At 72.9% G+C, this 26,527-nt stretch carries 23 protein-coding genes and 4 pseudogenes; 6 read left to right on the top strand and 21 right to left on the bottom strand.

Annotated elements, in window-relative coordinates:
* Nucleotides 1-2: 2 nt before the first annotated feature.
* The 12 genes and pseudogenes from HDC93_RS20310 to HDC93_RS20265 all read right to left on the bottom strand — a co-directional run bounded on the left by HDC93_RS20310 (nt 3) and on the right by HDC93_RS20265 (nt 9,211).
* Nucleotides 3-842: an ester cyclase family protein gene (locus tag HDC93_RS20310; RefSeq protein ID WP_185012301.1), complete on the bottom strand. Its 840-nt coding sequence runs from the start codon at nt 840-842 to the stop codon at nt 3-5.
* A 48-nt stretch (nt 843-890) separates the two neighbouring features.
* The gene (locus tag HDC93_RS20305) at nt 891-1,853 is read right to left on the bottom strand and encodes a GNAT family N-acetyltransferase (protein ID WP_185012300.1); all 963 of its coding nucleotides are present in this window, start codon (nt 1,851-1,853) and stop codon (nt 891-893) included.
* A gap of 95 nt (nt 1,854-1,948) precedes the next feature.
* Nucleotides 1,949-2,151, bottom strand: a pseudogene (locus HDC93_RS38585) (ferredoxin).
* A 96-nt stretch (nt 2,152-2,247) separates the two neighbouring features.
* A pseudogene (locus tag HDC93_RS38580) lies at nt 2,248-2,409 on the bottom strand (cytochrome P450); the annotation flags it as partial.
* Nucleotides 2,373-2,603: a hypothetical protein gene (locus HDC93_RS20300; protein ID WP_185012299.1), complete on the bottom strand. Its 231-nt coding sequence runs from the start codon at nt 2,601-2,603 to the stop codon at nt 2,373-2,375. The gene HDC93_RS20300 and the pseudogene HDC93_RS38580, both read right to left, overlap by 37 nt.
* Nucleotides 2,604-2,718: 115 nt before the next feature.
* The gene (locus tag HDC93_RS20295) at nt 2,719-3,492 is read right to left on the bottom strand and encodes an SDR family NAD(P)-dependent oxidoreductase (protein WP_185012298.1); all 774 of its coding nucleotides are present in this window, start codon (nt 3,490-3,492) and stop codon (nt 2,719-2,721) included.
* Entirely contained in the window at nt 3,489-4,937 is a 1,449-nt protein-coding gene (locus HDC93_RS20290) for an FAD-binding oxidoreductase (RefSeq protein WP_185012297.1), read from the bottom strand. The genes HDC93_RS20295 and HDC93_RS20290 overlap by 4 nt, the downstream gene beginning before the upstream one ends.
* Nucleotides 4,937-5,305 (bottom strand): hypothetical protein, encoded by a 369-nt coding sequence (locus HDC93_RS20285; RefSeq protein ID WP_185012296.1) that lies wholly within the window; start codon nt 5,303-5,305, stop codon nt 4,937-4,939. Before HDC93_RS20285 ends, HDC93_RS20290 begins: the two co-directional genes overlap by 1 nt.
* An 811-nt stretch (nt 5,306-6,116) precedes the next feature.
* Nucleotides 6,117-6,668, bottom strand: coding sequence for an O-methyltransferase (locus tag HDC93_RS20280; RefSeq protein ID WP_185012295.1), 552 nt, complete (start codon nt 6,666-6,668; stop codon nt 6,117-6,119).
* Between the two features lie 131 nt (nt 6,669-6,799).
* Entirely contained in the window at nt 6,800-7,210 is a 411-nt protein-coding gene (locus HDC93_RS20275; RefSeq protein ID WP_185012294.1) for a hypothetical protein, read from the bottom strand.
* 64 nt (nt 7,211-7,274) lie between these two features.
* Entirely contained in the window at nt 7,275-8,171 is an 897-nt protein-coding gene (locus tag HDC93_RS20270) for a TIGR03943 family putative permease subunit (protein WP_185012293.1), read from the bottom strand.
* Entirely contained in the window at nt 8,168-9,211 is a 1,044-nt protein-coding gene (locus HDC93_RS20265) for a permease (RefSeq protein ID WP_398985739.1), read from the bottom strand. The genes HDC93_RS20270 and HDC93_RS20265 overlap by 4 nt, the downstream gene beginning before the upstream one ends.
* A gap of 183 nt (nt 9,212-9,394) precedes the next feature.
* Here HDC93_RS20265 and HDC93_RS20260 point away from each other — a divergent pair, with 183 nt between their 5' ends.
* The gene (locus tag HDC93_RS20260; RefSeq protein WP_185012454.1) at nt 9,395-11,287 is read left to right on the top strand and encodes a TrkA family potassium uptake protein; all 1,893 of its coding nucleotides are present in this window, start codon (nt 9,395-9,397) and stop codon (nt 11,285-11,287) included.
* A gap of 273 nt (nt 11,288-11,560) precedes the next feature.
* On the opposite strand, the gene HDC93_RS20255 is transcribed toward HDC93_RS20260, so the two are convergent.
* Nucleotides 11,561-13,420, bottom strand: coding sequence for a prolyl oligopeptidase family serine peptidase (locus HDC93_RS20255; protein ID WP_185012291.1), 1,860 nt, complete (start codon nt 13,418-13,420; stop codon nt 11,561-11,563).
* A gap of 102 nt (nt 13,421-13,522) precedes the next feature.
* Between HDC93_RS20255 and HDC93_RS20250 the strand changes: the two are divergent.
* Nucleotides 13,523-14,348 (top strand): annotated as a pseudogene (locus tag HDC93_RS20250) (class I SAM-dependent methyltransferase).
* Nucleotides 14,349-14,437: 89 nt separating this feature from the next.
* Nucleotides 14,438-15,232 carry an SURF1 family protein gene (locus HDC93_RS20245; RefSeq protein ID WP_185012290.1) on the top strand — a complete coding sequence of 265 codons (795 nt, stop codon included), beginning with the start codon at nt 14,438-14,440 and terminating at the stop codon, nt 15,230-15,232.
* A gap of 266 nt (nt 15,233-15,498) precedes the next feature.
* On the opposite strand, the gene HDC93_RS20240 is transcribed toward HDC93_RS20245, so the two are convergent.
* The 4 genes from HDC93_RS20240 to HDC93_RS20225 form a co-directional block, all read right to left on the bottom strand.
* A complete protein-coding gene (locus HDC93_RS20240) occupies nt 15,499-16,536 on the bottom strand; it encodes a hypothetical protein (protein ID WP_185012453.1) in 1,038 nt (345 codons plus the stop codon).
* 128 nt (nt 16,537-16,664) lie between these two features.
* Entirely contained in the window at nt 16,665-17,240 is a 576-nt protein-coding gene (locus HDC93_RS20235; RefSeq protein ID WP_142161321.1) for a SigE family RNA polymerase sigma factor, read from the bottom strand.
* A 617-nt stretch (nt 17,241-17,857) separates the two neighbouring features.
* Entirely contained in the window at nt 17,858-18,943 is a 1,086-nt protein-coding gene (locus HDC93_RS20230) for an aspartate-semialdehyde dehydrogenase (RefSeq protein ID WP_185012289.1), read from the bottom strand.
* A complete protein-coding gene (locus HDC93_RS20225) occupies nt 18,943-20,232 on the bottom strand; it encodes an aspartate kinase (protein WP_185012288.1) in 1,290 nt (429 codons plus the stop codon). The genes HDC93_RS20230 and HDC93_RS20225 overlap by 1 nt, the downstream gene beginning before the upstream one ends.
* 234 nt (nt 20,233-20,466) lie before the next feature.
* On the opposite strand from HDC93_RS20225, the gene HDC93_RS38575 reads away from it, so the two are divergent.
* Both HDC93_RS38575 and HDC93_RS38570 read left to right on the top strand, forming a co-directional pair.
* Nucleotides 20,467-21,075 (top strand): response regulator, encoded by a 609-nt coding sequence (locus HDC93_RS38575; protein ID WP_260419671.1) that lies wholly within the window; start codon nt 20,467-20,469, stop codon nt 21,073-21,075.
* Nucleotides 21,036-21,182, top strand: a pseudogene (locus HDC93_RS38570) (phenazine biosynthesis protein PhzF); the annotation flags it as partial. The gene HDC93_RS38575 and the pseudogene HDC93_RS38570, both read left to right, overlap by 40 nt.
* Before the next feature lie 4 nt (nt 21,183-21,186).
* On the opposite strand, the gene HDC93_RS20210 reads toward HDC93_RS38570, so the two are convergent.
* The 3 genes from HDC93_RS20210 to HDC93_RS20200 form a co-directional block, all read right to left on the bottom strand.
* Nucleotides 21,187-21,846 carry a DUF5063 domain-containing protein gene (locus tag HDC93_RS20210; protein WP_185012287.1) on the bottom strand — a complete coding sequence of 220 codons (660 nt, stop codon included), beginning with the start codon at nt 21,844-21,846 and terminating at the stop codon, nt 21,187-21,189.
* The gene (gene recR / locus HDC93_RS20205) at nt 21,839-22,438 is read right to left on the bottom strand and encodes a recombination mediator RecR (RefSeq protein WP_003991835.1); all 600 of its coding nucleotides are present in this window, start codon (nt 22,436-22,438) and stop codon (nt 21,839-21,841) included. Before recR ends, HDC93_RS20210 begins: the two co-directional genes overlap by 8 nt.
* Before the next feature lie 94 nt (nt 22,439-22,532).
* Nucleotides 22,533-22,874, bottom strand: coding sequence for a YbaB/EbfC family nucleoid-associated protein (locus HDC93_RS20200; RefSeq protein ID WP_078885280.1), 342 nt, complete (start codon nt 22,872-22,874; stop codon nt 22,533-22,535).
* A gap of 276 nt (nt 22,875-23,150) precedes the next feature.
* On the opposite strand from HDC93_RS20200, the gene HDC93_RS20195 reads away from it, so the two are divergent.
* A complete protein-coding gene (locus HDC93_RS20195) occupies nt 23,151-23,912 on the top strand; it encodes an SLATT domain-containing protein (RefSeq protein ID WP_185012286.1) in 762 nt (253 codons plus the stop codon).
* 571 nt (nt 23,913-24,483) lie between these two features.
* On the opposite strand, the gene HDC93_RS20190 is transcribed toward HDC93_RS20195, so the two are convergent.
* Nucleotides 24,484-26,514, bottom strand: coding sequence for a serine/threonine-protein kinase (locus tag HDC93_RS20190; RefSeq protein WP_185012285.1), 2,031 nt, complete (start codon nt 26,512-26,514; stop codon nt 24,484-24,486).
* Nucleotides 26,515-26,527: the final 13 nt, after the last annotated feature.

The following is a 26,527-nucleotide window of genomic DNA, read 5'->3' as shown; positions in this document are numbered from 1 at the left end:
GTTCACGGGGTCGGCAGTGCGGCCAGGCCCAGGGCCAGGTAGTCCACGACCTCCCAGTGTTCCGCGACCTTCCCGCCCTCGATCCGGAACTGGTCGCAGGTACGCATCTCCAGCGGCAGCCCGGAGGGGCCGCCGCCGCTCCACGCGCCGGTGAGCGTGCCGGTCCAGGTCACGAAGACCATCACCCGGTCGTCGGCGGCGACGATGTGGTCCACGGTGGTGACCAGGTCGGGGAAGGCGGCGATGTTGTCGGCGAAGAACGCCTTGAACGCGTCGAGCCCGTGCGGCACCGCGTCGGTACGCATGTTGTGGTGCCGGTAGTCCTGGTGGTAGTAGCGCTCGGCCAGGTCCAGCCGGTGCTCGCTGAAGACGTCGCGGTACGCGCCGAGCACCAGCTCCGCGTTGGCCCGCTCGGTGTCGCTGTGCGGGCCGTGCAGCCCTGGCGCGGCCGGCTGACCGCTCCGGTCGGGTCCGCCGTCCACGCCGTGCGCGACGAGCACGTCACGGTCCACCACGTTCCAGTGCTCGGCCACCCTGCCGTCCCGCAGGCGGTACAACTCCGCTGTGTGGAGCCGTAGTTCGGTTCCCGAGAGGGATCGTCCGGTCCAGGTCGCGAACAGCATCACCCGGTCGTTCCCGGCCACCAGGTGGTCGATGTCCGCGCGCAGCTCCGGGAACACCCGGTCCGAGGTCCGCCAGCCGGCCGGGGCGTGCTCGACGTGGTCGGCGTGGAAGAAACGGCCCGTTTCCTCGAAGCGGCGCTCGCGGTACAGCGTCCCGTACAGCTCGCGGATCAGCTCGGCGTTGCGGGTGCGCTGCCCGGCAGGGGTCACGGTGGTCATGGGTTCCTCTCGGCTCGGATCTCGGACAAGGGGGGATCAGGGGGCCGCTCAGGCCTTGAGCGCGTACGTCGACCAGGAGGAGTCGGCCTCGAAGCCGAGCCTGCGGTTGAGCGCGACCACGGCGGTGTCGGCGGTGTCGTTGAAGACCTGGACCAGCGCGAGCCGGCTGTTCTCCCGGGCGGCCCCGAGCAGCAGCTCGCCCTTGAGCCAGGTGGCGAGGCCACGCCGCCGGTGCCGCGGCAGCACCAGCGTCTCGCCGACGTCCGCCATCGGGCTGTCGCGCACGAACAAGGTGGCGAAGGCGACGATCTCCGTGCCGTGCTCGGGCAGTGCCGCCACCACGTGGGGCAGGTGCCCGGCCCGCTCCGCCTCGGCCTCCCGCGCCCGTACGTCGTCGGCGGAGGGACGCCGGATCCTGGCCTGGCCGTTGACCCGCTCCTCCAGGACGCTCCAGGCCCGCGCGTAGGAGTCCACCAGGTCGTCGGGGCAGGGCCCCTGCCACCTCGCCAGCCGGTATCCGGGCACCGGCCGGGCCGCCGCGGCCTCCAGCACCGCGCGGGCGGGCCCGGCCAGGCGCAGCCGATGGCGCACGCTCTCGCCGATGAGGTCGGCTCCGAGCTCCGCCGCGAACCGCTCACCGGCCTGCGCCTTCGGTGCGTCGGCCAGCAGCAGGTCCCGCCCGCGCTCCCGCAGCGCCGCCAGCCCCGCGGCCGCCAGTGCCCGCCCGGCACCGCGCCGCCTGAACCCCGGGAACACCCACAGCGAACCGTGTCCCGGCCCGCTCGGGTCGCCCAGATCGAGGCCGAGCTTCAGTACACCGGCCGGCGTGTCCCCGTCGTAGGCGGCCAGCACGATCCGTTCCGTGCCGTGCCGCCGCTGGAACAGCCGCGCGAGCAGGGCCTGAGTCACCGGCGGATCGCCGGGCAGCTCCAGGCTCATGGTGTCCCGGAACCCGGGAAGCAACGCGGCTATGGTCGCCGGCTCATCACCGTCGAGGCTACGAATCTCCATGCCCCACACTGTGATCCCCGGTTCTCGAAGCGCCGTCGAGGACAACTCGACATCGGCACACGAGGGACGGGCCCTCCCTGGGGAGTGCGGCAGCGTCAGACCTCCTGGCCGTGCGAGGTGATGGCCTGGACCGGGCAGGCCCTGGCCGCCTCCTCCACCAAGGGGTCCCCGGCACGTTCCGCACCGGCCCCGGCAGCAGCTGCCCCACCCCGTCGTCGTCCTGGGTGAACACCTCGGGCGCCGTCATCGCCCACAGGGCGGAACCGATGCACCGGTCCGTCGCCACGCTGACGCCCATCCGGGGCTCGCTCACCACTCGACGGGGAGTCCGGCGACGCCCTGAAGTACGTACGGGGCGTTCAGCGGCAGTTCGTCCGACCGGCCGGCACCCGCAGACCCGGGATGCGCCGGAAGAGGGTGCGGAACGCGATCTAGGAGCGCCGGGCAGCAGGGACTCGTCCGCCCGCAGCAGCGCGAGCTGGTCGGGGTGTTCGAGGAGCGTCACGGCCCCCAGCGCGATCATGTTGGAGGTGGTCTCGTGGCCGGAGACGAGCAGCCGCGAGCGAAGAGGGCCCGGCCGGCCTCGTTTCCGGTCACCAGCCATATCCGACGGCCGTCGTACAGCGTGACCTTCGTCAGCGGGCCGCGCTCGCGCAGTTCCTCGTAGCCGACGGGCATCTGGTAAGGGCAGGCCCGGGTCTTCGGGTAGGCCGGAGCCGCGGTTTCCTCGGGTGGTCTGCTGGTCTGCACATGTGCCTCCTGGGCCGGTTTCCGGCACAGGTCATTGAGCCCCGCCGCTCTCGAGGGCAAGTGGAGGATCCCTGGAGAGCGGCGGGGCCCGGTACGGTCGGGGCGGCCAGCGTGTTCAGGACCCCCCGGTGACCCGGAGGGTCTCGCCGTTGGTGTTGCCGTTGGCGGCCGAGCCGAGGAAGGTGACGGCCCGGGCCACGTCCTCGGGCGCGGACATCCGGCCCGACGGCACGGTCTTGCCCTTCTCCTCCAGGAAGCCCGGGGGCACGTGCGCCCGCACGGTCTCGGTGCTGGTCTGGCCCGGCACGACCATGTTGACCAGGATCCCGTCGGGCCCCAGCTCCCAGGCCAGGCTGCGCATCAGCCCGAAGAGCGCGGACTTGCCCGCGCCGTAGGCCCCCGCCCCGGCCTTGCCGGTGTCCGCGAGACCCGCGCCGACCAGCACGATCCGGCCCCACGGCCGTCCGCGCATCCACGGCAGTACGGCTTGCAGGGTGTGGAACACGGCGTCGACGGACGTACGCAGCACCTCCTGCCACTGCTTGGCCGGCACGTCCTCGAAGCGCGGCACCGGCTGCCCGGGCCGTGGGATCGCCTCGCTCCAGACCACCGCGTTGGCCACCAGCACGTCGATGCCGCCCCACTCCTCGGCGACCCGCGCCACGGCGTCCCGTATGCACTGCTCGTCCGCGAGGTCGTAGCGCACCACCAGCGGAGTGCCGCCCGCCTCGGTCACCAGGCGGGCCGTCTCCCGGGCCCCGTCCTCATCGCTGTGGTACGTGATCGCGACCCTGGCCCCCTCCTCCCCGTACGCCACGGCCGTCGCCCGGCCGATGCCCGAGGAGGCGCCGGTGACCAGCACGACCTTGTTCCGCAGATCCGTCCTCATGACTCCACCTCGGTGGTCGGGGCACGGCCGATGCTCTGCGCGTGCCGGAAGAAGTCCTCCGGGTCGTAGGCCCGCTTCACGGCACGCAGCCGGAACCGGTTCGCGCCGAAGTACTCCGTCTCCCAGTCCCCGCCCACCCGCGAGCTGGGGAAGTTGATGTACGAGCCGCAGGTGAGCGGCGTGAGCGCCGCTGCGGCACGGTCCGCCAGCGCGGTCAGCCGCGCCGGCGCCGCCGGGTCCGCCTCCGCCTCGCGGCAGGCAAACTGATAGCCGATCAGGAACTGTGCGTCCCGGTGCGCGTAGGCGGTGGCGCCGCCCGGTACCCGGTTCGCCGCTCCACCCAGCGCGATGCACAGCAGATACCGCTCCTGGCCCACCGCGTCGAGTGCGGGACCCCAGGCATCGAGCAGCGCCGCCGATTCCGCCCGGGTCGCGGACCGGCCGGTGAGCCGGTAGCTCTGCCGGGTGTACGGGTGGCGGTGCCCCTCGGCCTCGGGCCCGGTTCCCGTACGACGGCACTGGGACACCGTCTTCGAGCCGCACAGCGCCTCGTGCATCACCTCGGCGTATCCGCCCCGCGCGGCGACGGTCCTGCTCAGCGGCTTGCACCCGGCCCGCTCGGCCAGTTCGTCCAGTCCTTGGTGCAGGGCCTCGTCCGGGCCCAGGTGCGCCCCCCAGACCCGGACCACCGGGCGCCCGCCCGGCCCGAACATGCCCGGCAGCACGACCAGGGAGGTGCCGAGCTCGTCGGGGCCGTCCTCGGCCCACTCCTGCCAGGCCGTCAGCACCTCCACGGCGTCGTCGTACGCCCACAGCGTCTCGAAGCCGGTCATGGCGGGCGCGTCGATGGGCCGCACCTCGAACTCCGTGACGACCCCGAAGGTGCCGCCGCCCCCGCCGCGCGTGGCCCAGTACAGATCGGGCTCCTCGGTGGGCGAGCAGCGGACGGTCCTGCCGTCCGCGAGCACGACGCGCGCCGCGGTGATCCGGTCGCTGCCCAGCCCGAACCGCCGCGTCTGCCAGCCGATCCCACCACCGGTGAGGAATCCGCCCGCGGCGACCGTGGGGAACGTCCCGGTGACGATCTGCCGCCCCTGGGACCGCAGGGCGTCCAGCGCGTCGAGCGACTGGACGCCCGCCCCGAGCCGCACCGCGGGCCCCTCGGCGACGGCGTGGCTCATCCGGGACAGGTCGACGACCAGCCCCTCACCCGTCGACCAGCCGTTGAAGCTGTGTCCGCCGCCCCGGACGTGCAGCCGCACCCCCTGCTCCCGGGCGTGCCGCACGCACAGCGCGACATCCCGCTCGGAGGCGCAGTACGCGACGGCCGAGGGCTCGATCGTGTCGTACTCGGTGTTCTGCAGCTGCCGGGCCAGAGCGAAGCCCGTCTCGTCCGGCAGAACCAGGTCCCCGTCGAGCCGGTCCCGCAGCGCCGCCGCCCGCATCAGTCGTCGATGCCGAACTTGCCGGCGGTCACCTTGGACCCCGCGTGCCCGCGCAGCTTGGCGCCCTGCGGGTCGAAGAACTCGGCCCCGCCGGTGCCCTGCCACTCCGTGTCCGAGACGAACTCGCCCGACACCCGGACGTGGGCCTCCCCCACGTGGTTTCCCTCGGGGTCGGCGGCGAGGATGTGGAAGCCGTACTCGAAACTGTCCGGGCCCGTGGAACGCCAGGTGCCCAGGCCGATGTTCTTCGTGTTGAGCTGGGTGGAGACGACCGTGCCGTCGGCCGAGAAGCAGACGAGCCCGGGGACCGCCTTGCCTTCGTCGTCCAGCTGCGTGGTCCAGGTGCCGACCAGCCGCGCGTCGCTCATGACAGATCTCCTCGATTCTCTGTGGGGGTTGGGGGGTGGGGATGTCCCGGCCAGGCTTCCGGCCCCCTCTCAAGACCCGCTCGAAACGTCCTGTAGCTCGGCGGGTTCTGCGGCGGCGGACCGGCCGCGGGCCCGAACTCCGGATGCCAGAGCGCGGCCACGTGCACCGATCCGAGGGCCACCAGCGCGCGGTAGGACGGCAGCAGGAGGTAGCGCACCAGGCCGCGCCACAGAGCGCGCGAGGCGGTGCCGCGGGGCGGGACGGGGTTCTTGTCGGGGTGTCCCTCGGGCAGGAACTCCGGGTCGAACGGACGAAGGGACACGGCACTCCTAGGGGGCTGGCTGCGCGGATTCGTCGGGCTGCGCGGATTCGTCGGTCGATGCGCGTCCGTCGGGCGGCGCCAACCGTCAGGCGGGGCGCATCCGTCGGGTGGCGCACATCCGTCGGGTGGTGCGCACCGTCAAGCGGCGCCCATCCATCAGGCGGGGCATCCGTCAGGCGGGGCGCATGTGTCAGGCGGCGCACGTCCGTCAGGCGGGGCGCATCCGTCGGGTGGCGCACATCCGTCGGGTGGTGCGCACCGTCAAGCGGCGCCCATCCATCAGGCGGGGCATCCGTCAGGCGGCGCCCATCCATCAGGCGGGGCATCCGTCAGGCGGGGCGCATGTGTCAGGCGGCGCACGTCCGTCAGGCGGCGCACGTCCGTCAGGCGGGGCGCATCCGTCGGGTGGCGCACATCCGTCGGGTGGTGCGCACCGTCAAGCGGCGCCCATCCATCAGGCGGGGCATCCGTCAGGCGGGGCGCATCCGTCAAGCGGCGCGGACCGCCATTTCCACGCCGCCGTCGAAGGGAAGGGGCAGCGACACATAGCCGCTGCCGGAGAACCGGACGTGGTCGAGGAACTCCGTGCACAGCGCCGGCACGTCCCGTTCGCCGTGGGCCACCACCACCGCGCCCGGCAGCATCCTGGGTTCCAGCAGCTTCAGCAGCGGCAGGAAGGACTCCGGCGAGCCGCCGAACAACAGCAGATCGACCGGTCCGGGGACGGTCGCCAGCGACCGCTCGGGACGGCCCACCCGTACGTCCGCGTACCGTCCGAGTCCGGCCTTCTCGACCGCAGCCGCGGCGGCCTCGGCCCGTACGGTCTCCGGCTCGCAGCAGATGACCCGGCCCTGCCCGTTCTCGCTCACCGCGGCTGCGAGCCTGGCGGTGAACGACTCGTACGGGCAGCCGATCTGGAGCACGGTGAGCGGTCCGGCCGCCAGCACCAACTGCTGGAGGAGGGTTCCGGTGGCGGCTTCGAAGGGGGGAACGGCGGAGCATTCGGCCGAAGAGCCGGTGCAGGAAACGGCATTGGGCATGCGGAACTCCCCGTCACGAGTTTCGAGACGTTCGCGGTCTCTTCGCCGAGAGTGACAGACGCCGCTCCCCCGGGCGACGGCCCTGGATACCTTCGCGAGCGAGACTCCAGCCGGGCTCCAAACCGGGCGGACTAGGAGAGCACTCCCGCAAGCGTCCCCGCGAGGGTCAGGGCGAGGAACGCCGCTCCCCAGGCCATCGCCTGGCGCGTGCGGCGGCGCTTCGCGCAGGTGGTGCGGGTCAGCAGCTGAGGCGGGATGTCGGCCGTTGTGGACGGCTGGGACCGGGTCGCCAGGCTGAGGAGGACCAGGGACGGGGCGCAGGCCGCGCAGCCCGTCCAGAGGAGGAGCTGGGGGATCGTGGCGTACTGGGTGGGGGTGATGACGCCCGCGGTGATCGCGGTGAGGAGGGCGGCCAGGGCCGCGCCCAGGGTGGCCAGGGTCAGGTTGGCCCGGTGGTCGGCCTTCGCCAGTTCCTCGCGGACCGCCTCGGGCAGGAGCGGCCGGTCGAGTTTCGCGGTGTGGCCGCCTCGGAGTGTGGTCATGGGTGCCCCTCGCTGATCAGCGGTTCCTGGCGAGTACCCCAACGGGCTCGTGTCATAACGCAGTTCAGGCGTTCCACGTCTCGTCGTACGGGTCGTGCGGGGTGGGGACCGGTTTCGCGGTCGTCACCTCCAGGTAGGGGATCGGGCCGTCGTTGACCGGGTCCTTCGTGCGGCGGGGGGTGTAGGTGCCGGTGATCTCCAGCCATGTGTCCGGGCGCAGGACGGGAGGGACGTTGCCCGTCAGGGCGATCTTGACCGGCTGGGCGTCCGCCGCACAGCAGTTGAGGCCCATGCGGACCAGGTAGGGGGCGCCCTTGCGGTCCAGGGTGACGAAACCGGTGATCTTCAGCTCGCGGTCGCGGAGGGCGCGGCCGTCGTCGTAGATCGCGCGGCCGGCGTAGTCGGCCACGGCGAGGTGGAGGGGGGCGTCGCCGGCGGGGAGGGCCGGGAAGCCGAAGGGCTTGGTCAGGGCCGTGCCGGTGTGGGTCGCGCTGTAGGAGCCCAGGGCGGGCGGAGCGACCAGGATCAGGGCGAGGACCGGGAGCGTGAGGAGCCAGGAGACCCGGGGTTCTCGGTGGTGGTCGTGGGTGGGGGTGTCTCGGTCCTGGGTGGGGGTGTCTCGGTCCTGGGTGGGGGTGCCCCGGTCCTGGGTGGGGGTGCCCCGGTCCTGGGTGGGGGTGCCCCGGTCCTGGGTGGGGGTGCCCCGGTCCTGGGTGGGGGTGTCTCGGTCCTGGGTGGGGGTGCCCCGGTCCTGGGTGGGGGTGCCTCGGTCGTGGCCGGAGGCGCCTCGGCGGTCGTACCAGAGGGTTGCCGCCGCCGTGAGGATCAGGACCGCGCCCGCCAGGAGGACCAGGGGGCGCAAACCCTCCTTGACGTAGCGCAGGTAGAGGTCGGTCGTGCCGGCGTGCAGGAGGGTCGCGCCGAGCAGGAAGAGGAGGGCCGTCTGGGCCAGGCGGTTCACAGCAGGACCGTTCCGGTCAGGGCCGATACGACGACGGCCAGGGCGAGAGTCGCGGGGGCGAAGCGCAGGGCGAAGGCGCGGCCGAAGGTGCCCGCCTGCATCGCGAAGAGCTTCAGGTCGATCATCGGGCCGACGACCAGGAACGTCAGACGGGCCGTCAGGGAGAACTGGGTCAGGGACGCCGCCACGAACGCGTCCGCCTCCGAGCAGATGGAGAGCAGCACGGCCAGGGCCGCGAGGAACAGGACCGACAGCACGGGATGACCGGCCGCGACGCCCAGCCAGTCCGCCGGGACCACCGCCTTCAGGGTCGCCGCGGCCATCGCGCCGATCACCAGGAAGCCGCCCGCGTGCGTCACGTCGTGGCGGACCGAGCCCCAGAAGGCCGCGCCCTTGCTGTGTCCCTCGTACGACGCGCGGGCCGGGGGACGCAGCCAGTCCGTGCGGCCGAGGCGGTGCCAGAGCCAGCCCATCGAGCAGGCCACGAGCAGGCTGGCGACGAAACGGGCCAGGACCATCTCGGGGTTGCCGGGGAACGCCACGCCCGTCGCCGTCAGCACGATGGGGTTGATGGCGGGCGCCGAGAGGAGGAAGGCCAGGGCCGCCGCCGGTGTGACTCCCCGGCGGACCAGGGCGCCGGCCACCGGCACCGACGCGCACTCGCAGCCGGGCAGTACCACGCCCGCCGCGCCCGCGACCGGGACCGCCAGCGCCGGGTGCTTCGGCAGGGCCCGGGCGAAGAACGACGGCGGCACGAACACCGCGATCGCCGCCGACAGCAGCACGCCGAGCACCAGGAACGGCAGTGCCTGGACCATGACCGCGACGAACACCGTCATCCAGCTCTGCATCACCGGTGCGGCCAGCGCCCCGCGGATCGGGTCCTGGAACATCACCGCCGTCAGCAGCAAAAGGGTCAGGAGGAGGGGCGAGTTGAGGTGCCGGACGTCCTCTTCCTTGCCGCCGACCGGCGCGGTGTCCCCGGGCTCGGCGTCCCCGCGCTCGGCGCTGCCCTGCGGGGCGGTCTTCGTGATGGCCACGGGCCCGGTACCTCCGGTGATGCGCGAGGGCATTGCCCCATTCCCTCCCCTTGCGTACGGACGGCGACGGCCGGGCGTTCACGCCCCACCGCCCCCTTCTGGAACCGGCCGTCCCGGTGAGGCAGTCTTCTCCTCGTGGGGAGCGTTCCGAACCAAGGCCAGCCGAGTGATCCGGCCACGCACATGATCGTGTGCGGTGACGACGGGCTCGCGCACCGGCTGGCCGCCGAACTCCGAGGTGTCTACGCCGAGCAGGTCACGCTCGTCGTGCCGCCCTCCGGGAGACGGGTGCGACAGCCCGTGGCCGGACGGGCCCGGGCCGCCTCGGCGGCACTGCTCGACCGGGTCGTGAACGCGGCCGTCAACCGGACCGGCGCGAGCGGTGAACCGGCCTCGAACGAGCAGGTCGTGGAGGCTCCGGAGATCACCGAGGCCGTCCTGACGGAGGTGGGCGCCGACCGGGCGGCGGCCCTGGCGCTCGTCTACGACGACGACGAGACCAACATCCGGGCCGCCCTCACCGCCCGCCGGCTCAACCCCCGGGTCCGCCTCGTACTCCGGCTCTACAACCGGCGGTTGGGGCAGCACATCGAGGAACTGCTGGACCAGACCGCGGCCGTGGCCGCCGGGGACGGGCAGGGAGCGGGCCTCGACGCGTCGACGACGGTGCTGTCCGACGCCGACACGGCCGCGCCCGCGCTGGCCGCCACCGCCCTCGTGGGCACCAGCAAGGTCGTCCAGACGGAAGGGCTCGTGCTGCGCGCGGTGGAACGGCAGCCGCCGCGGCCGGGCGAGGTGGCCGACCCGGGGCTGTGCACCCTGGCGCTGCTGTCCGCGACGAGCAACGACCCGGCCGGTGCGGACGGTTCCGAGGGCAGCGGGGAGCACGGGCCGCACCTGCTGCCGGACGAGGCGGCGGTGGCGGCGGCGACCGGGCGCGGGACCGTCGTCCTGGAGCAGGTGTCGTACTCCGGGCCGTCCCTGCCCGCCGGGCGGGGTGGTGTGCCGCCGTTCGCCTCGCTGTTCTCGCGGCGGCTGCGGTGGTCGCTGGCCGGGCTGGTCGCCTGTGTGCTGGCGCTCGCCGTGGCGTTGACGATCGTGACCGATGAGCATCCGCTGTACGCCACATACGTGACGCTGCTCGATCTCTTCGGCATCAACGATCCCGCCTTCCACGAGTCGACCGCGCGCCAGGTGCTGCAACTGCTGTCCGGGCTGGTGGGGTTGCTGCTGCTGCCGGTGCTGCTGGCCGCGGTGCTGGAGGCACTCGGCACGTTCCGCAGCGCGTCCGCGCTGCGCAAGCCGCCGCGCGGGCTCGGCGGTCATGTGGTGCTGCTCGGGCTCGGCAAGATCGGGACGCGGGTGCTGACGCGGCTGCGGGAGCTGCACATCCCCGTGGTGTGCGTGGAGTCCGATCCGGACGCGCGCGGGATGGCCACGGCGCGGCGGCTGCGGGTGCCGGTGGTGCTCGGGGACGTCACGCAGGAAGGGGTCCTGGAGGCCGCGAAGATCCACCGCGCCCATGCGCTGCTGGCGCTGACCAGCGCGGACACGACGAATCTGGAGGCCTCGCTGTACGCCCGGTCCGTACGGCCCGATCTGCGGGTCGTGTTGCGGCTGTACGACGACGACTTCGCCACGGCCGTGTACCGCACACTGCGGGCCGCGCACCCGTTCGCCCTCACGCGCAGCCGGAGTGTGTCGCATCTGGCCGCGCCCGCGTTCGCCGGGGCGATGATGGGGCGGCAGATCCTGGGGGCGATCCCGGTGGAGCGGCGGGTGCTGCTGTTCGCGGAGGTGGATGTGGCCGGGCATCCGCAGTTGGAGGGGCGGACGGTCGGGGAGGCGTTCCGGGCCGGGGCGTGGCGGGTGCTGGCGCTCAATACGTCACCTCCTGGGCGGCGGCGGAGTGAGGGGGAGGGCGGGGAGGAGGACAGCACGCCGGCCTCGGGGCTGGTGTGGGATCTGCCTCCCACGTATGTACTGGGGGCCGGTGACCGGGTGGTGCTGGCGGCGACGCGGCGGGGGTTGGCGGAGTTGCTCGGGCGGAGAAGGCGGGATCGGGCAGGGGCGTAGACGCCGGACGGGGGCGTAGACGCCGGGCGGGTCCCGCGCTGCCCGGCGTCACGACATGCCCGGCGGTGCCCTCGGTGACGCCGAGCAGGTCTTTCGCTGCCCGGCGTCACGACATGCCCGGCGGTGCCCTCGGTGACGCCGAGCAGGTCTTTCGCTGCCCGGCGTCACGACATGCCCGGCGGGGCCTTCAGGCCGGGGCGTCGCGCAACCCGGCCCAGCGGGGTGCCGCCCGCGCCCACCCGTGCCGCCCCGGGCGGCACGCATGCCCGCGGTTCACGGACGTCGGCTCACATGCCTCTCCGCGAACTCCAGCTCCAACCGGACCTGCTTGATGCGTTCGTCCACCACCAGGGAGCCGTGCCCGGCGTCGTACCGGTACACCTCGTGCACCGCGCCTCTCGTCTCCAGGCGCTTGACGTAGTTCTCGATCTGGCGGATCGGGCAGCGGGGGTCGTTGACACCGGCCGAGATGTAGACCGGGGCCTTGACCTGGTCGACGTAGGTGAGGGGGGAGGACGCCTCGAAGCGGTCGGGGACCTCCTCGGGGGTGCCGCCGAGGAGCGTGCGGTCCATCGCCTTCAGCGCTTCCATCTCGTCGTGGTACGCCGTGACGTAGTCGGCGACGGGCACCGCCGCGATGCCGAGCGTCCACGCGTCCGGCTGGACGCCGAGGCCGAGCAGGGTGAGGTAGCCGCCCCAGGAGCCGCCGGTGAGGATCAGGCGGTCGGGGTCGGCGAGGCCGGAGGTGACGGCCCACTCGCGGACCGCGGCGATGTCCTCCAGCTCGATGAGACCGACACGGTGCTTCAGGGCGTCCGTCCAGGCACGGCCGTAGCCCGTGGAGCCGCGGTAGTTGACACGGATCACCGCGTAGCCGTGGTCGACCCAGGCCGCCGGGCCCGCCGCGAAGGAGTCACTGTCGTGCCAGGTGGGGCCGCCGTGGATGTCGAAGACCGTGGGGAGCGGACCGGTCACGCCCTGCGGCTTCTGCACGAGGGCGTGGATGCGGCCTCCCGGGCCCTCCACCCACACGTCCTCCACCGGCACCGAGCCGGGTGACTTCATGCCGGGCGGGTCGAGCACGACACCGCCCGTCGTGGAGCGCACCGCCGACGGCTCGGCCGACGAGGACCAGAGGAACTCCACGCTGCCGTCGGGCCGGGCCGTCGCACCGGACACCGTGCCCTTCGGGGTCGGGATCTCCGACAGGGTGCGGCCGGCCAGGTCGTAGCGGAACAGCTCGCTGCGGGCCTCGAAGCTGTGCGCGATGAGCAGGCCGCTGCCGTCCGGGTACCACTCGGCACTGACGTCGCCCGGCAGCTCCAGCGCCAGGTCCGTCTCCTCGCCGGTGGCCACGTCCCACACCAGGGGCTCCCAGCGGCCGCGGCGCTGGTGGCCGATGAGCAGGCGCGTGTCGCCGTCGACGGGGGCGAAGCCGAGGACCTCAAGGCCCAGCTCGCGGGTGCCGCCCTCGGTGTCGTCGAGGTCGGCGACCGCCGTGCCGTCGGGGCGCAGGACGCGCAGCGCCGAGTGCATCGCGTCGCCGTGCTCGGTGTGCTCGATGGCGATGAGCGAGCCGTCGTGGGAGAGGTCGCCGACGCCGGCCGACTCGCGGTGCCGGTAGATCTCCACCGGGTCCTCGCCGGTGCGCACGAGGTGGATGGTCGTGCCGTCCTCGTCCGTGGAACGGCCCACGACCGCCGTACGCCCGTCACGGCCGAGGGCGAGGCCGGCCGGGTAGGAGGCGTCCAGGCCCGCGGCGGCCGGTTCGTCCGCGCCGCCCGTGAAGGGCTGGCGGCGCCACACGCCGAACTCGTCGCCGTCCTTGTCGTCGAACCACCAGATCCACGCGCCGTCCGGGGACAGCACGCCGTCCGTCGTGCCGTTCGGCCGGTCCGTCACCTGGCGCTGCTCACCCGTCGACCGGTCCCAGGCGTACAGCTCGTACGTCCCGGTCGCGTTCGAGACGAACAGGGAGTGGTCCGGCGCGTCCTCCGCCCAGTCGGGCAGGGACACCCGGGGCGCCCGAAAGCGCTTCTCCCAGTCCGGCATCCGCTCCTGCCGTCCCGCCTGTACCGCTTGCTCGTGCTGGTCCCGCTGATCCCGCGCGTCGGACCCGTTGCTCTCAGTCATGGCCCCATACTGCCCGCCCCGGCCGACAATTCGCCGGCGAGGTCCCCAGCCTGTGGATAACCTCCACCGGTCCCCCCTCCGAGCAGGTCAGGAGTCGCACCCTTGTACTCCCCCACCCCGGCCGACTGGAACGAGGCCAACCGCGCCCACTGGGACGAGCGGGTGCCGCTGCACGTGGCCGGTGATGTCTACGATCTGGACGCCTTCCGGGCCGGTCAGGACCCCCTGCGGGACTTCGAGCTCGCCGAGGTGGGGCGATGTCGGCAACCGCTCTCTGCTGCATCTGCAGTGCCACATCGGCCTCGACACGCTCTCCTGGGCCCGGCACGGCGCCGCCCGCGTCGTCGGTCTCGACTTCTCCGAACCCGCCGTCGACCTGGCCCGGGGGCTCGCGCGCGACCTCGGCCTCGGCCCGGACCGGGCGGCGTTCGTCGCGGCGGACGTCTACGACGCGACGGCCGCGGTCCCGGACCCGTCGTACGACATCGTGTACACGGGCGTCGGCGCGCTGTGCTGGCTGCCCGACATCGGGCGCTGGGCGGAGACCGTCGCGGCGCTCGTGGCCCCCGGAGGGTTCCTCTACCTCTCCGAGTTCCACCCGCTCACCGACGTCCTCGACGACGAGACCGGCTCGCGGATCACGCACGACTACTTCGCCCGGGACGCCTGGGTCGAAGAGAGCGCGGGGTCGTACGCGGCCGAGGGCGCCGAGTTCACGCACAGCCGGCGGGTCGAGTGGCAGCATCCGGTCGGCGAGGTCGTCTCGGCGCTCGCGGCGGCCGGGCTGCGGATCGAGTTCCTGCACGAGCACGACGTGTCGCTGTTCCGGCGGTTCGGGAGCTTCGAGCGGCGGGACGGCTACTTCCGCTTTCCGCAGGGCCGGCCGCGGATTCCGCTGATGTACTCGATCCGGGCCCGCAAGGACTGAGCGGCACGGCGTCCGGAACCGCCCGACACCCCCGCCCCGTTGCCGACCCCGCAGCCGGACCCTGCCCGGCACCCCCGTACCGTGGGGGTGTGTACCGGTTTCTGCTGACGCCCCGATGGTGGGGGATCAACGTCTTCGTGCTGTTGTCCATCCCCTTCTGCATCTTCATGGGGTCCTGGCAGCTGGGCCGGTTCGAGGACCGCGTGCAGGATCACCGGACCGCGACCGAGCAGGTGTCCGAGGCCCGGCACGAGGCGCCCCGGCCGCTGAAGGACATGCTGCCGGTGGACAAGGCGACCTCCGGGAAGCCGGTCACCGCGAGCGGGACGTACGGCAAGCAACTGCTGGTGCCCGGGCGGGAGCTCGACGGCAGGCAGGGCTTCTACGTGCTGACGCTGCTGCGGACCGGCTCGGGCGAGGCGCTGCCGGTGGTGCGGGGATGGCTGCCCGGTTCCGCCGACGCGGCGAAGGTTCCCGCTCCCCCGGCAGGTGAGGTCGCGGTCACCGGTGCGCTGCAGGCGTCGGAGACGCCCGGGGACAACGGCGTCAGCGCGCAGGGCGGGCTGCCGGCCGGGCAGACCGCGGCGATCAGCGCGGCGTCGTTGGTGAACCTGGTGCCGTACGACGTGTACGACGCGTGGGTCACGCTGGCGAAGGGCGACTCGGGCATGAAGGCCGTGCCGGCCGCCGCGCCGCCGGACTCGGGACTGGACCTGAAGGCCTTCCAGAACCTGGGTTACACGGCCGAGTGGTTCGCCTTCGTGGGGTTCGTGATCTTCATGTGGTTCCGGCTGCTGCGCCGCGAGGTGGAGACCGTACGCGACGCGGAGCTGGGGCTGGTGGCGGACGAGGAGCCCGTCGCCGTGGACGCCGCGGCCAAGTGAGCGGCGTCGGGGCGGCCGTGGCCCACGGGACCGACGTGAAGTGAGCGGCCCCCGGGCAGCCGCGGCCCACGGGACCGACGTGAAGTGAGCGGCCCCCGGGCAGCCGCGGCCCACGGGACCGACGTGAAGTGAGCGGCGTCTCAGCCAGGGCCGGGCGGGTGCGCGGCCCGGCGTAGCGGGGTGCCGCTGCGCCCACCCGTGCCGCCCTCGGCGGCACGCATGCCCGCAACCGAGGGGAGCGGCACGCATGCCCGCAGCTCAGGGCGTTACGCGCCCGCCAGCACGCCCGTCCAGTACACCGCCCCCGCGCACGCGTTGGACACCGTCACCGACGTCGCGCCCGAGCCCGTGACCGGGGTGTACGTCACTGCCACGCTGCCGTCGGCCGTGCCGTCCTCCCTGACGAGCTGGGGGGCCGTGCCGGTGTCGCCGCCGGTGGAGGTGCCGCCCGTGGCCGCCGGGTCGTTCGACGGGGTGGGGTCGGGGGTGGGGTCGGGGCCGCCGACGCTGCCGCCGGGGGTGGGGCAGGTCTCGGAGGGGACCCAGGCGAACTTCACGTCGTAGCCGATGCCCGGCTGGAGGACCAGCTGGGCGGCCTCCAGGGAGGGGTCGGGCAGCAGACCGGCCGCCGCGTCGCCCGCGGTGTGCCGGGCCGAGCCGACCTTGCTCATGTCGGCGGCGCCCTGCGGCAGCGCGGTTACCGAGCCGGGGCCGGTGACCGTGCAGGCCGCGCCGGAGACGTTGGTGACGCGGAAGGAGCCGGAGACCGCGCCCGTGGAGTCGGGGGCGTTGCTGCTTCCGGAGGCGGGGCCGAGCTGGGCCGGGGTGCACGCCGGGATGCCGGCGGCGGTGGTGGAGGAGGGGTCGGCGCCCTGGGACGCGCCCGTGGAGGCGCCGGATCCCTTGCCCTTGCCCTTCTCCTCCTTGTCGCCCTTGTCCTTGCCCTCGGCCTGGCCGGAGGAGCCGCCCGAGGTGCTCTCGCCGCCGTCCGGGCCCTTGCCCTGGCCCGCGCCGCCCTGGGTCTCGGAGGCGTGTCCGGCGACGGACGGGCTGGCGTCGGAGCCGGTGGCGTTGGAGACGTGCACCAGGGCGGGGATGGCGGTGCCGATGAAGAGCGCGGCGGCTGCCATGCCGACGACGGCCTGCCGCTTGCGGGCCCGCCGCTGCGGTACCGCCTTGCGGAGGTAGTCCAGGGTGCCGTCGCGCGGTTCCACCTCCTGCACCACCTGGTGCAGCATCGTGCGCAGGTCCAGCTCGTCCGAGCCGAACCCGTCGGGGCTCTGGTCGTCGGGGCCGTGGTTCACAGTTCCGTTCCCAGCGTGCGATTGCTTCGGATCTTGCCCGTGGAGCCTGGTCGGCGCCTGTCGCTCGTCGAGGCGCTCGGCGGGCTCGGGGCGGTCGCGCCCGTTGCCGCCCGTGCCGTTGCCGTCACTCATGCCGGCGCCTCCATGGCGATCCGGAGCGCCGCGATACCGCGCGAGCCGTAGGCCTTGACCGAGCCCAGCGATATGCCGAGCGTCTCGGCGACCTGCGCCTCGGTCATGTCCGCGAAGTAACGCAGCACCAGCACCTCGCGCTGGCGGCGCTGCAGCCCCTTCATCGCCTTGATGAGGGAGTCGCGCTCCAGCTGGTCGTAGGCACCTTCCTCGGCGCTGGCCATGTCGGGCATGGGCTTCGACAGCAGCTTCAGGCCGAGTATGCGGCGGCGCAGTGCGGACCGGGAGAGGTTGACGACGGTCTGGCGCAGGTACGCCAGGGTCTTCTCGGGGTCGCGCACCCGCTTGCGGGCGGAGTGGACACGGATGAACGCCTCCTGGACGACGTCCTCGCAGGAGGCGGTGTCGTCGAGGAGGAGCGCGGCGAGACCCAGCAGCGAGCGGTAGTGCGCCCGGTAGGTCTCGGTGAGGTGGTCGACGGTGGTGCCGGCCGCGAGGCCGTCCTCCGCCCCGTCGCGCTGACTGGGGATGCGGGCCGGCCGCGCTGCGGGCACGGGCGCGATCACCGGCATGCCACCGGGCGTACCGGCCATGCGGGGTCGTAGAGCCGCCGGGCGGGGCGGTCGAAGGACCGTGCCGCGTGCCGCGCTGAAGTCGAGTACCTCTGCCACGCCTGTTGGACACGCTTACCCCCGTGAGGGTTGTACGTGCCGGGCATCACTTTCACGCCGACCGTCGCCGTCGACGGTCTACCCGCGTCAGGCAGCACAACCGATGGTGCATCAAATGCCCTCATGCGTCCCGCTCTTCCCCTATGTCCAAATGTGAACGGACGTCCCCACGCCCGGCTCCAGGCGTCCCCACGCCTGATGAAGCGCTCCCACGGCCGAAGGGCGACCGCAAAGACGCTCCCCGCCCTCCGCACGGTTGCGGAGGACGGGGAGGTAAATCCTCTGATGCCGAAGCGCCACGAAACAAGTGATCCGGATCATGGACCGGCTCACATGTCATGCACAGATCCTACAAACCGCCTCTGACATCGGCCTGCGGATTTCCGCGCCGCGAAACTCCACGAAACCCAGGCGGCCGCCCGGTCAGGACGCTCGGCCTCGTCAGACGGCACGCGGCCTCGCCAGGACGGGTCCGACGCGTCAGGACCACTCGGCCTCGTCAGGACAGCCCGGCCTCGTCAGGACAGCTCGGCCGCCACCACCTCGGCGATCTGCGCGGTGTTGAGCGCGGAACCCTTGCGCAGGTTGTCCCCGCACACGAACAGTTCGAGCGCCGTGGGGTCGTCCAGTGCCCGCCGGACCCGCCCGACCCAGGTCGGGTCGGTGCCGACCACGTCGGCGGGGGTCGGGAACTCCCCCGCGGCCGGGTTGTCGAACAGCACGACCCCGGGCGCCGTGGCGAGGATCTCGCGCGCCTTGTCGACGGTGACCTCGCCCTCGAAGCGGGCGTGCACGGTCAGGGAGTGGGTGGTGATCACCGGCACCCGGACACAGGTGACGGCCACGGGGAGGTTCGGCAGGCCGAGGATCTTGCGGGACTCGTCCCGCACCTTCAGCTCCTCCGAGGACCAGCCGTCCTCCTGCGCCGTGCCGGCCCACGGCACGACGTTCAGCGCGACCGGCTCCGGGAACGGCCCGGTGTGGTCCCCGACGGCCCGGCGTACGTCGCCGGGGTGAATGCCCAGTTCCGTGCCGGCGACCAGGGACAGCTGCCGGCGCAGCGTCTCCACACCGGCGCGCCCGGCGCCGCTGACGGCCTGGTACGAGGAGGCGACCAGCTCGCGCAGCCCGAACTCGGCGTGCAGCGCGCCCAGGGCGACGATCATGGAGAGGGTCGTGCAGCTGGGGTTGGCGATGATCCCGCGGGGCCGCATCCGCACGGCGTGCGGGTTGACCTCGGGCACGACGAGCGGCACGTCGGGGTCCATCCGGAACGTGCCGGAGTTGTCGACCACCACCGCGCCCTTGGCGGCGGCGAGCGGCGCCCATCGCTCGGCGACGTCGTCGGGGACGTCGAACATGGCGACGTCGACCCCGTCGAAGGCCTCCTCGCCGAGGGTCACGACCTCGGTCTCCTCGCCGCGCACGGTCAGTTTGCGGCCGGCGGAGCGCGGGGAGGCGATGAGCCGGATCTCGCCCCAGATGTCAGCCCGCTGGGACAGGATCCGGAGCATGACCGTGCCGACGGCACCGGTCGCCCCCACCACGGCAAGCGTCGGACGCCCGGACCGTACGGTCCGGGCGTCCTGTCGGAGATCGGCCATCAGCGGCCGGTGCCTCCGTAGACGACGGCCTCGTCGCTGTCGGAGTCGAGTCCGAACGCGGAGTGCACGGCGCGGACGGCCTCGGGGACGTCGTCGGCGCGGGTGACGACCGAGATGCGGATCTCGGAGGTCGAGATCAGCTCGATGTTCACGCCGGCGTCGGACAGGGCCGTGAAGAAGTCGGCGGTGACGCCCGGGTTGGTCTTCATGCCGGCGCCGACGAGGGAGATCTTGCCGATCTGGTCGTCGTAGCGCAGCGAGTCGAAGCCGATGCCGGACTTGTTCTTCTCGAGCGCGTCGATGGCCTTGCGGCCCTCGGTCTTCGGCAGCGTGAAGGAGATGTCCGTCAGACCCGTGGAGGCCGCGGACACGTTCTGCACGACCATGTCGATGTTGATCTCGGCGTCGGCGATCGTGCGGAAGATCGAGGCCGCCTCGCCCGGCTTGTCCGGCACGCCGACGACCGTGACCTTGGCCTCGGAGGTGTCGTGCGCGACACCGGAGATGAGAGCCTGCTCCACCTGCTTTTCCCCTTGCTGTGTCGTGCGAACGACTGGCTCGCTGCTGACCCATGTGCCCTGGAGCCCGCTGAAGCTGGACCGGACGTGGATCGGGATGTTGTACCGGCGGGCGTACTCCACACAGCGGTGGAGCAGCACCTTCGACCCGGACGCCGCCAGTTCGAGCATGTCCTCGAAGGAGATCCAGTCGATCTTCCGGGCCTTCTTCACCACGCGCGGGTCGGCGGTGAACACGCCGTCGACGTCGGTGTAGATCTCGCAGACGTCGGCGTCGAGGGCGGCGGCGAGAGCCACCGCCGTGGTGTCGGAGCCGCCACGGCCGAGCGTGGTGATGTCCTTGGTGTCCTGGGAGACACCCTGGAAACCGGCCACGATCGCGATGTTGCCCTCGTCCACCGAGGTCTTGATCCGGCCCGGCGTGACGTCGATGATCCGGGCCTTGTTGTGGACCGAGTCGGTGATGACACCCGCCTGGCTGCCGGTGAACGACTGGGCCTCGTGGCCCAGCTTTTTGATCGCCATGGCCAGCAGGGCCATGGAGATCCGCTCTCCGGCGGTCAGCAGCATGTCGAGCTCGCGCCCGGCAGGCATCGGGGAAACCTGCTCGGCGAGATCGATCAGCTCGTCCGTCGTGTCGCCCATCGCGGAAACCACGGCAACCACCTGGTTGCCGTTCTGCTTCGCTTCCACGATCCGCTTGGCGACGCGCTTGATGCCCTCGGCATCGGCTACGGAGGAGCCTCCGTACTTCTGCACGACAAGGCCCACGTGCGCTCCTCGCTCAATCCGTCTCTATCCGCCCATACGCATTCGTACCGCGGTCGGCTCAGTCTAACGAGCGTCCGAAAAACCCTGCCGCGATACCGCATGGTGAGATCTCGGGCCGCCCGTCCAGAGTCGCTCATGCCCATCTGGGCACCGGCCACTCGGGAAAGTGCCCGGCGTCACAACCGCACGAGCCACCGCCCCGCTCGCACAACTTTCAAGCACTGGGGTCCGGCCATGCGCATACCCCTGGTGGAAGACGATGAACCGGTCGCCGAGTCCCTGCGCCGTGGCCTCGGGCGCTACGGCTTCGAGGTCGAGTGGGTCACCACGGGCGGGGCGGCTTACGAGCACGCGGGTCCGTACGACGTCGTCCTGCTGGACCTCGGCCTGCCCGACACCGACGGGCTGGACGTCTGCACCCAGACCCTGGCGCGCACCCTCAACCAGGGCGCGGAACACCTGGACACCCTGATCGCGGCCCAGCGCGTCCTCGTCGCGGACACCTCCCACCGACTGCCGGCGATCCTCGGCTGGTCCACCGGGGACCTGGAGCCGCAACTGCCGCCCCGGGTGGCCTTCGGCGGTGCCTGGCACCCGGTCATCGCCACCGCGAGCCGGGACCGGCTGGCGGACCTGGACTACGACATGGCCGCGCTCGGCGACCTCATGGCCCGCCGGGACTGGACCACGATCGACCTGGTCCTCCGCGAATCACCCACCGTCTTCCACGCCCGCAACCCGTTCCCGCCCGGCGGCGTGCCGAGGACCCGGCGACGGGAGCGGCGGCGGCGTTCGGCGGCTACCCGAGGGAACTCGAACTCGTACCGACTCCCGCGACCCTGACGATCCATCAAGGCGTGGACACGGGACGGCCGAGCACGATCACCGTGACGGTGCCGGCGGACCCGCACAGCGGAATCGGCGTCACCGGCACGGCCGTTCGGATCTGACCGGCTACTTCGCCGGGCGCAGCCCCAGGGGTCCCGCGATCTCCTCGGCCATGACCCGGCCCGCCTCGATCTCCAGTGTGTCGTCGCCCATCCCCTGGTCCGTGTCCAGGCCGTCGAGTTCGGCCAGGGGCTGGTTCAGGCGGACGTGGGCGAGGACCGACTGCAGGGCCCGGAGGGTGGCGGAGGCCGTGGAGCCCCAGTTGGAGAAGTAGGAGAACTGCCACCACCACAGGGCCTCGCTGGTGCGGCCCGCGCGGTAGTGGGACATGCCGTGACGCAGGTCGGCCATGACGTCGGCCAGGTCGTCGGAGATCCGGGCCGGCACGGGCGCCTTGCGGGGCTCGTAGGGGTCGAAGACCTCGGAGTAGACGTCGATCGGGTCCAGCAGGCGGGCCAGGTTCTCGCGGAGCGCGTCGACGTCCGGCTCGGGGCCCGAGTCGGGTTCGTAGCGCTCGTCGGGCACGATGTCCTCGTGGGCGCCGAGCCGGCCGCCGGCCAGGAGGAGTTGGGAGACCTCCAGGAGGAGGAAGGGCACGGCCGATTCCGGCTCGTCGCCCTTGGCGACCTCCGTGACGGCGACCAGGAAGCTCTCGATCTGGTCCGCGATCTGGACCGCGAAATCGTCCGGGCTCTGGTTGGTCGCGTGCAGCGTGGCGTCAGACATCTAGGAGTCGTCTCCCCTCGAAGGCGCGTCCGAGGGTGACCTCGTCCGCGTATTCCAGGTCCCCACCCACCGGGAGGCCGCTGGCCAGGCGGGTGACCTTCAGGCCCATGGGCTTGATCATGCGGGCGAGGTACGTCGCCGTCGCCTCGCCCTCCAGGTTCGGGTCCGTGGCCAGGATCAGCTCGGTGACCGTCCCGTCCGCCAGGCGGGCCAGGAGCTCCCTGATGCGCAGGTCGTCGGGGCCCACCCCGTCGATCGGGCTGATCGCGCCGCCCAGGACGTGGTAGCGGCCCCGGAACTCACGCGTGCGCTCGATCGCCACGACGTCCTTCGGCTCCTCGACCACGCAGATGACGGCCGGGTCGCGGCGGGTGTCGCGGCAGATGTTGCACAGCTCCTCCTGTGCGACGTTGCCGCAGGTCGCGCAGAAGCGGACCTTCGCCTTGACCTCCATCAGGGCCTGCGCGAGACGCCGTACGTCCGTCGGCTCGGCCTGCAGGATGTGGAAGGCGATCCGCTGGGCGCTCTTCGGACCGACGCCGGGCAGCCGCCCCAGCTCGTCGATCAGGTCCTGGACCACGCCTTCGTACAACGGACTGCCCTTCCTGGGTCTTCGGGGTCGGTACGCACCGTCCCGTACGTACCGTAGTTGTCTGCCGCCTCTCCGAGGAAGGCGGTGCGCCGGGTCAGAACGGCAGGCCGGGAATGCCTCCGCCGCCCAGGCCCTGTGCGAGCGGGCCCAGCTTCTGCTGCTGGAGCGCCTGCGCGTTCTCGTTGGCCGCCTGCACGGCCGCCACGACCAGGTCGGCGAGGGTCTCGGTGTCCTCGGGATCCACCGCCTTCGGGTCGATCTTCAGGGCGCGCAGCTCTCCGGCGCCGGTGACGGTGGCCGTCACCAGACCGCCGCCCGCCTGCCCGTCGACCTCCGTCTGCGCCAGTTCCTCCTGCGCCTGTGCCAGGTCCTGTTGCATCTTCTGGGCCTGCTGGAGCAGCTGCTGCATATTGGGCTGGCCACCACCGGGGATCACGATCAGCTCCTTGCTCGGTACGGGTTTTCCCGTTGGGCACGAGCCTACGTGGTCGGGGCTGCCGTCGCCCCAGCACTCTTTCGAGTGAGTCCCCCTCGCGCCCTATACCTGATCAAGGAATACTTCCGGGCGGAAAAGAGGCGAAAGCTACGTCTTCGCCACCCATTGGGAGGTAGGAAGGGTCGGGCGCGGGCAGGGTGCGGGCTTTCGTCCATCGCGCAGCGTGATCGGTGAGTGAACCGTACGTGGTCATTCGTGGTCAGTGAGGAGTGCCGGGTGGGTCAGCCGGAGATGCAGCCCGAGGGGCCGCCTCAGGACGGGCGGGGCGAGCAGGCGGCGGCCGGGCTGCGGCCGGGCGATCTGACCGGGCGGGTCTTCCCGCTCGGGGACTGGGGTGAGCCGGCGCTCCGGCTGGACGAGCTGTACCGGTGGGTGGAGCACGGGGCGCTGCGGACGGCGGCCTGGTACCTCGCGGACCGGGTGTGGAAGCGGCGGTGCGCGCGGGTGCTGCGCTGCGGGGCCGCGGTGGGGGCGGTCACCGGGGTCGCGCTGCCCCTGCTGGATCTGACCGGGGTCGCGGGCGGGATCGCGCCCTGGGGGTGCCTGGCGCTGCTGGTGGGGGCCGCGTGCGTGGCCGTCGACCGGTACTTCGGAGTGACGTCCGGGTGGATGCGGGACGTGGCCACCGCGCAGGCCGTGCAGCGGCGGCTGCAGGCCCTCCAGTTCGACTGGGCGGCCGAGAGCGTGCGGGAGGTGCTGGGTCCTGCGGAGGGGACGGCCGGGGAGGCCGCGGAGCGGTGCCTCGGGGTGCTGCGGAGGTTCTCCGAGGACCTGGCGGAGCTGGTCCGGGTGGAGACGGCGGACTGGATGGGGGAGTTCCGGAGCGGGGGTTCCGCGCCGGCGGGGTTGCAGGCCGTGGTGTTCCCGGGGCCGGAGCGCGGGAACGAGGTGGGAGTGAACGGGCGGTTCACCGTGCCACCGCCGCATGGGGCGGCCCGGCCGAACATGCCTCGCCAGCGGCCGCCGGAGCCGCGGTGAGCCGGTCCGGCTTCCCGGTGCTCGGCGTTTGTGCCGGGGGCGGGTGGGTCCGCAGCCCGGCGTAGCGGGGCGCGGCTCTTCCTGGGACGGGCGCCGCCCCCAGCGGCACGCTGCCCGCAGTGGGGGCGGGACGACCGCCCCTCCCCCACTGCCTTAGGGGTCCTTTCACTATGCCCGTCCGGGTCGCGCGGCCTGGCACCGCACCTCGCCGCGTTGCCGAAAAGCCCTAGTAGCTCCGCTACGAGGGCTTCCCGGCGCCTTGCGACGCACGGCACCAGACCACGCGCCCTGATCGGACGCTCATAGTGAAAGGACCCCTCAAGGCGTGGGCGGTGCCGCCGGCGGCACGACACTCGGCGTTCGCATCAGACCATCACGCCCGAGGCGAGATGCCGACGAGGGCCGTGGCCACCGCCACGAGGTTCTCGGCGCTCGACCACCCCATCGCGCGTGCCCCCGCCGCCCGGACGATTCGATCGTCCGGTCACCGTACGGCCGTGCGAGCGCCCATCCGGATCTCGTCGGCCGGACTGCGACGGACGTTCAACGCCCCCCGGCCGAGGTGACTTGGTCACTGCTTCGTGTACGTCAGCCGTTCCCCGCTGCTCGTGTTCACGCGCTCGAGCGTGCCGTCGGACAGGAGGGTCACCTCGGTGGCCGCGCCCGGGGTGCAGGCGGTGCGCGGCTGCCCGACCTTCACGGTGGACGGGCCGATCGCCAGCGCGCCGCCGGTACCGGGGGCCGCGGTCAACCGCCCCTCGAACACGCAGTGGTAGGTGCCGCCGCCCTTGGTCGGGCCGTCGGCCACGAGGGAGAGGATCGTGTCGCCCGGTTCGCCCTGCTGGATGGTGAGCGAACGGCTGTGCTCGCCGTCGGCGTTGTCGATGGTCGTGGTCCAGGTGCCGAGGTACCCGGCCGGGATCGTGCCGTCCGCCGGGGAGGCGGAAGCGTCCGGCTGCGAGGTCGTCGGGGACGGGCCCGGGGTGGTCGGCGGGGCGCTCGTGCCCTGCGTCGGGCCGGCGCCGTCGCCGGCCCGGTCGGGGCCGCCGCCCTGCATCAGCGCGTACACCGAACCGCCCGCGGCGAGCGCGACGACCAGGGCGATCACGACGAGCAGCGCGGTGGAACGGCCGTTCCCCCGCGGCTGCTGCGGCTGCGGGGGGCCGTACGGCGGGGTCGTGCCGTAGGGCGGCGGACCGTAGGGCGGGGTGGAGCCGAGGCCGCCGTAGGCGGGATGGGGCTGGGGGTGCTGCTGGGGGTAGCCGTACGCCGGGTACGGGGGCTGGGGTGTCTGCGGCTGCGGGTGGGGCTGGGGTGTCTGCGGCTGCGGGTGGGGCTGGGGTGTCTGCGGCTGCGGGTGCGGCGGGGCGACCGCGGCCGGGAGTTGCCGGGGCGCCGGGGGTGCGCCCTGCCCCGCGACCATGGTGGGCAGATGGTTGACCGGCGGGCCCTCGCCCGGCCGGCCCGGCGGGGGCGGGGCGGGGGTCGCGGCGGGCGCCGCCGCGGGAGCCGGGGGCAGCGCCGGGCGCGGCGCCGACTCGTCGGCGGCGGGGGCGTGTTCGGGGGTGGGGCCGGGGTTCTCGTCGGGGCCGGAACCCTGCCGGCCCGCGGGCGGCTCGGGAGCACCGGCCTCCTCGGCGGAGCCGGCCCCCTCGGGGTCCTCCGCGTCCAGCAACCGCACCGCGTGCCGCCCCAGTTGGGCCACGAGTGCGCTCGGCAGCCACGGGTCGAGGGCGCGGCCGTCGGCGACGGTGTCGTCCGCGCCCGTGCGTGCCAGGACGCGGTCGAGGGAGGGCCGGGCGGCGGGGTCCTTGCGCAGGCAGTCCCGGACGAGGTCGGCGATGCCCTCGGGGACGCCTTCCAGGTCCGGCTCCTCCTGGGCGATGCGGAACATCAGGGCGTGCACGCCGCTGTTGGCGGTGCCGAAGGGCAGGGCGCCGGTCGCCGCGTAGGCGAGGACCGAGCCGAGGCAGAAGACGTCGCACGCCGGGGTGATGCGGTCGCCCCGCACCTGCTCGGGCGCCATGAAGCCGGGCGATCCGACGAGCGCGCCGGTACGGGTGAGCCCGCCGTCCGTCACGGTCTCCAACGCGCGGGCGATGCCGAAGTCGATGACGCGCGGGCCGTCGATGGTGACCAGCACGTTGGACGGCTTGAGATCGCGGTGGACGATGCCGGCGGTGTGGATGTCCTTGAGGGCGTGCGCGAGCCCGGCCGCGAGGATGCGGACCGTCCGCTCGGGCAGGGCACCGTGGTCGTGCCCGACGACCTGCTGGAGGCTCGGCCCGGCGACATAGCCCGTGGCGACCCACGGCACCGCCGCCTCGGTGTCCGCGTCCAGCACCGGCGCCGTCCAGTACCCGCCGACCCGCCGCGCGGCCTGCACCTCCTGCCGGAACCGCTCCCGGAACTCCTCCTGCGCGGCCAGCTCCTCCCGCACGAGTTTCACGGCGACCATGCGGCCCCGCTCCGAGCGGGCCAGATAGACCTGCCCCATGCCCCCCGCACCGAGCCGCGCCAGCAACCGATAGGCGCCGATGCTCCCCCCGTGCTCAACGCCTGGGGGCACCCCCAGCGGATCCCCGGGCCCCAGCTTCTCCATCGCTCAGCCGCCT

Source organism: Streptomyces sp. AK010 (assembly GCF_014207295.1).
Classification (GTDB): Bacteria; Actinomycetota; Actinomycetes; order Streptomycetales; family Streptomycetaceae; genus Streptomyces; species Streptomyces massasporeus.
The sequence above is the reverse complement of the archived record's forward strand: the minus strand, read 5'-3'. Positions and strand labels throughout refer to the sequence as shown.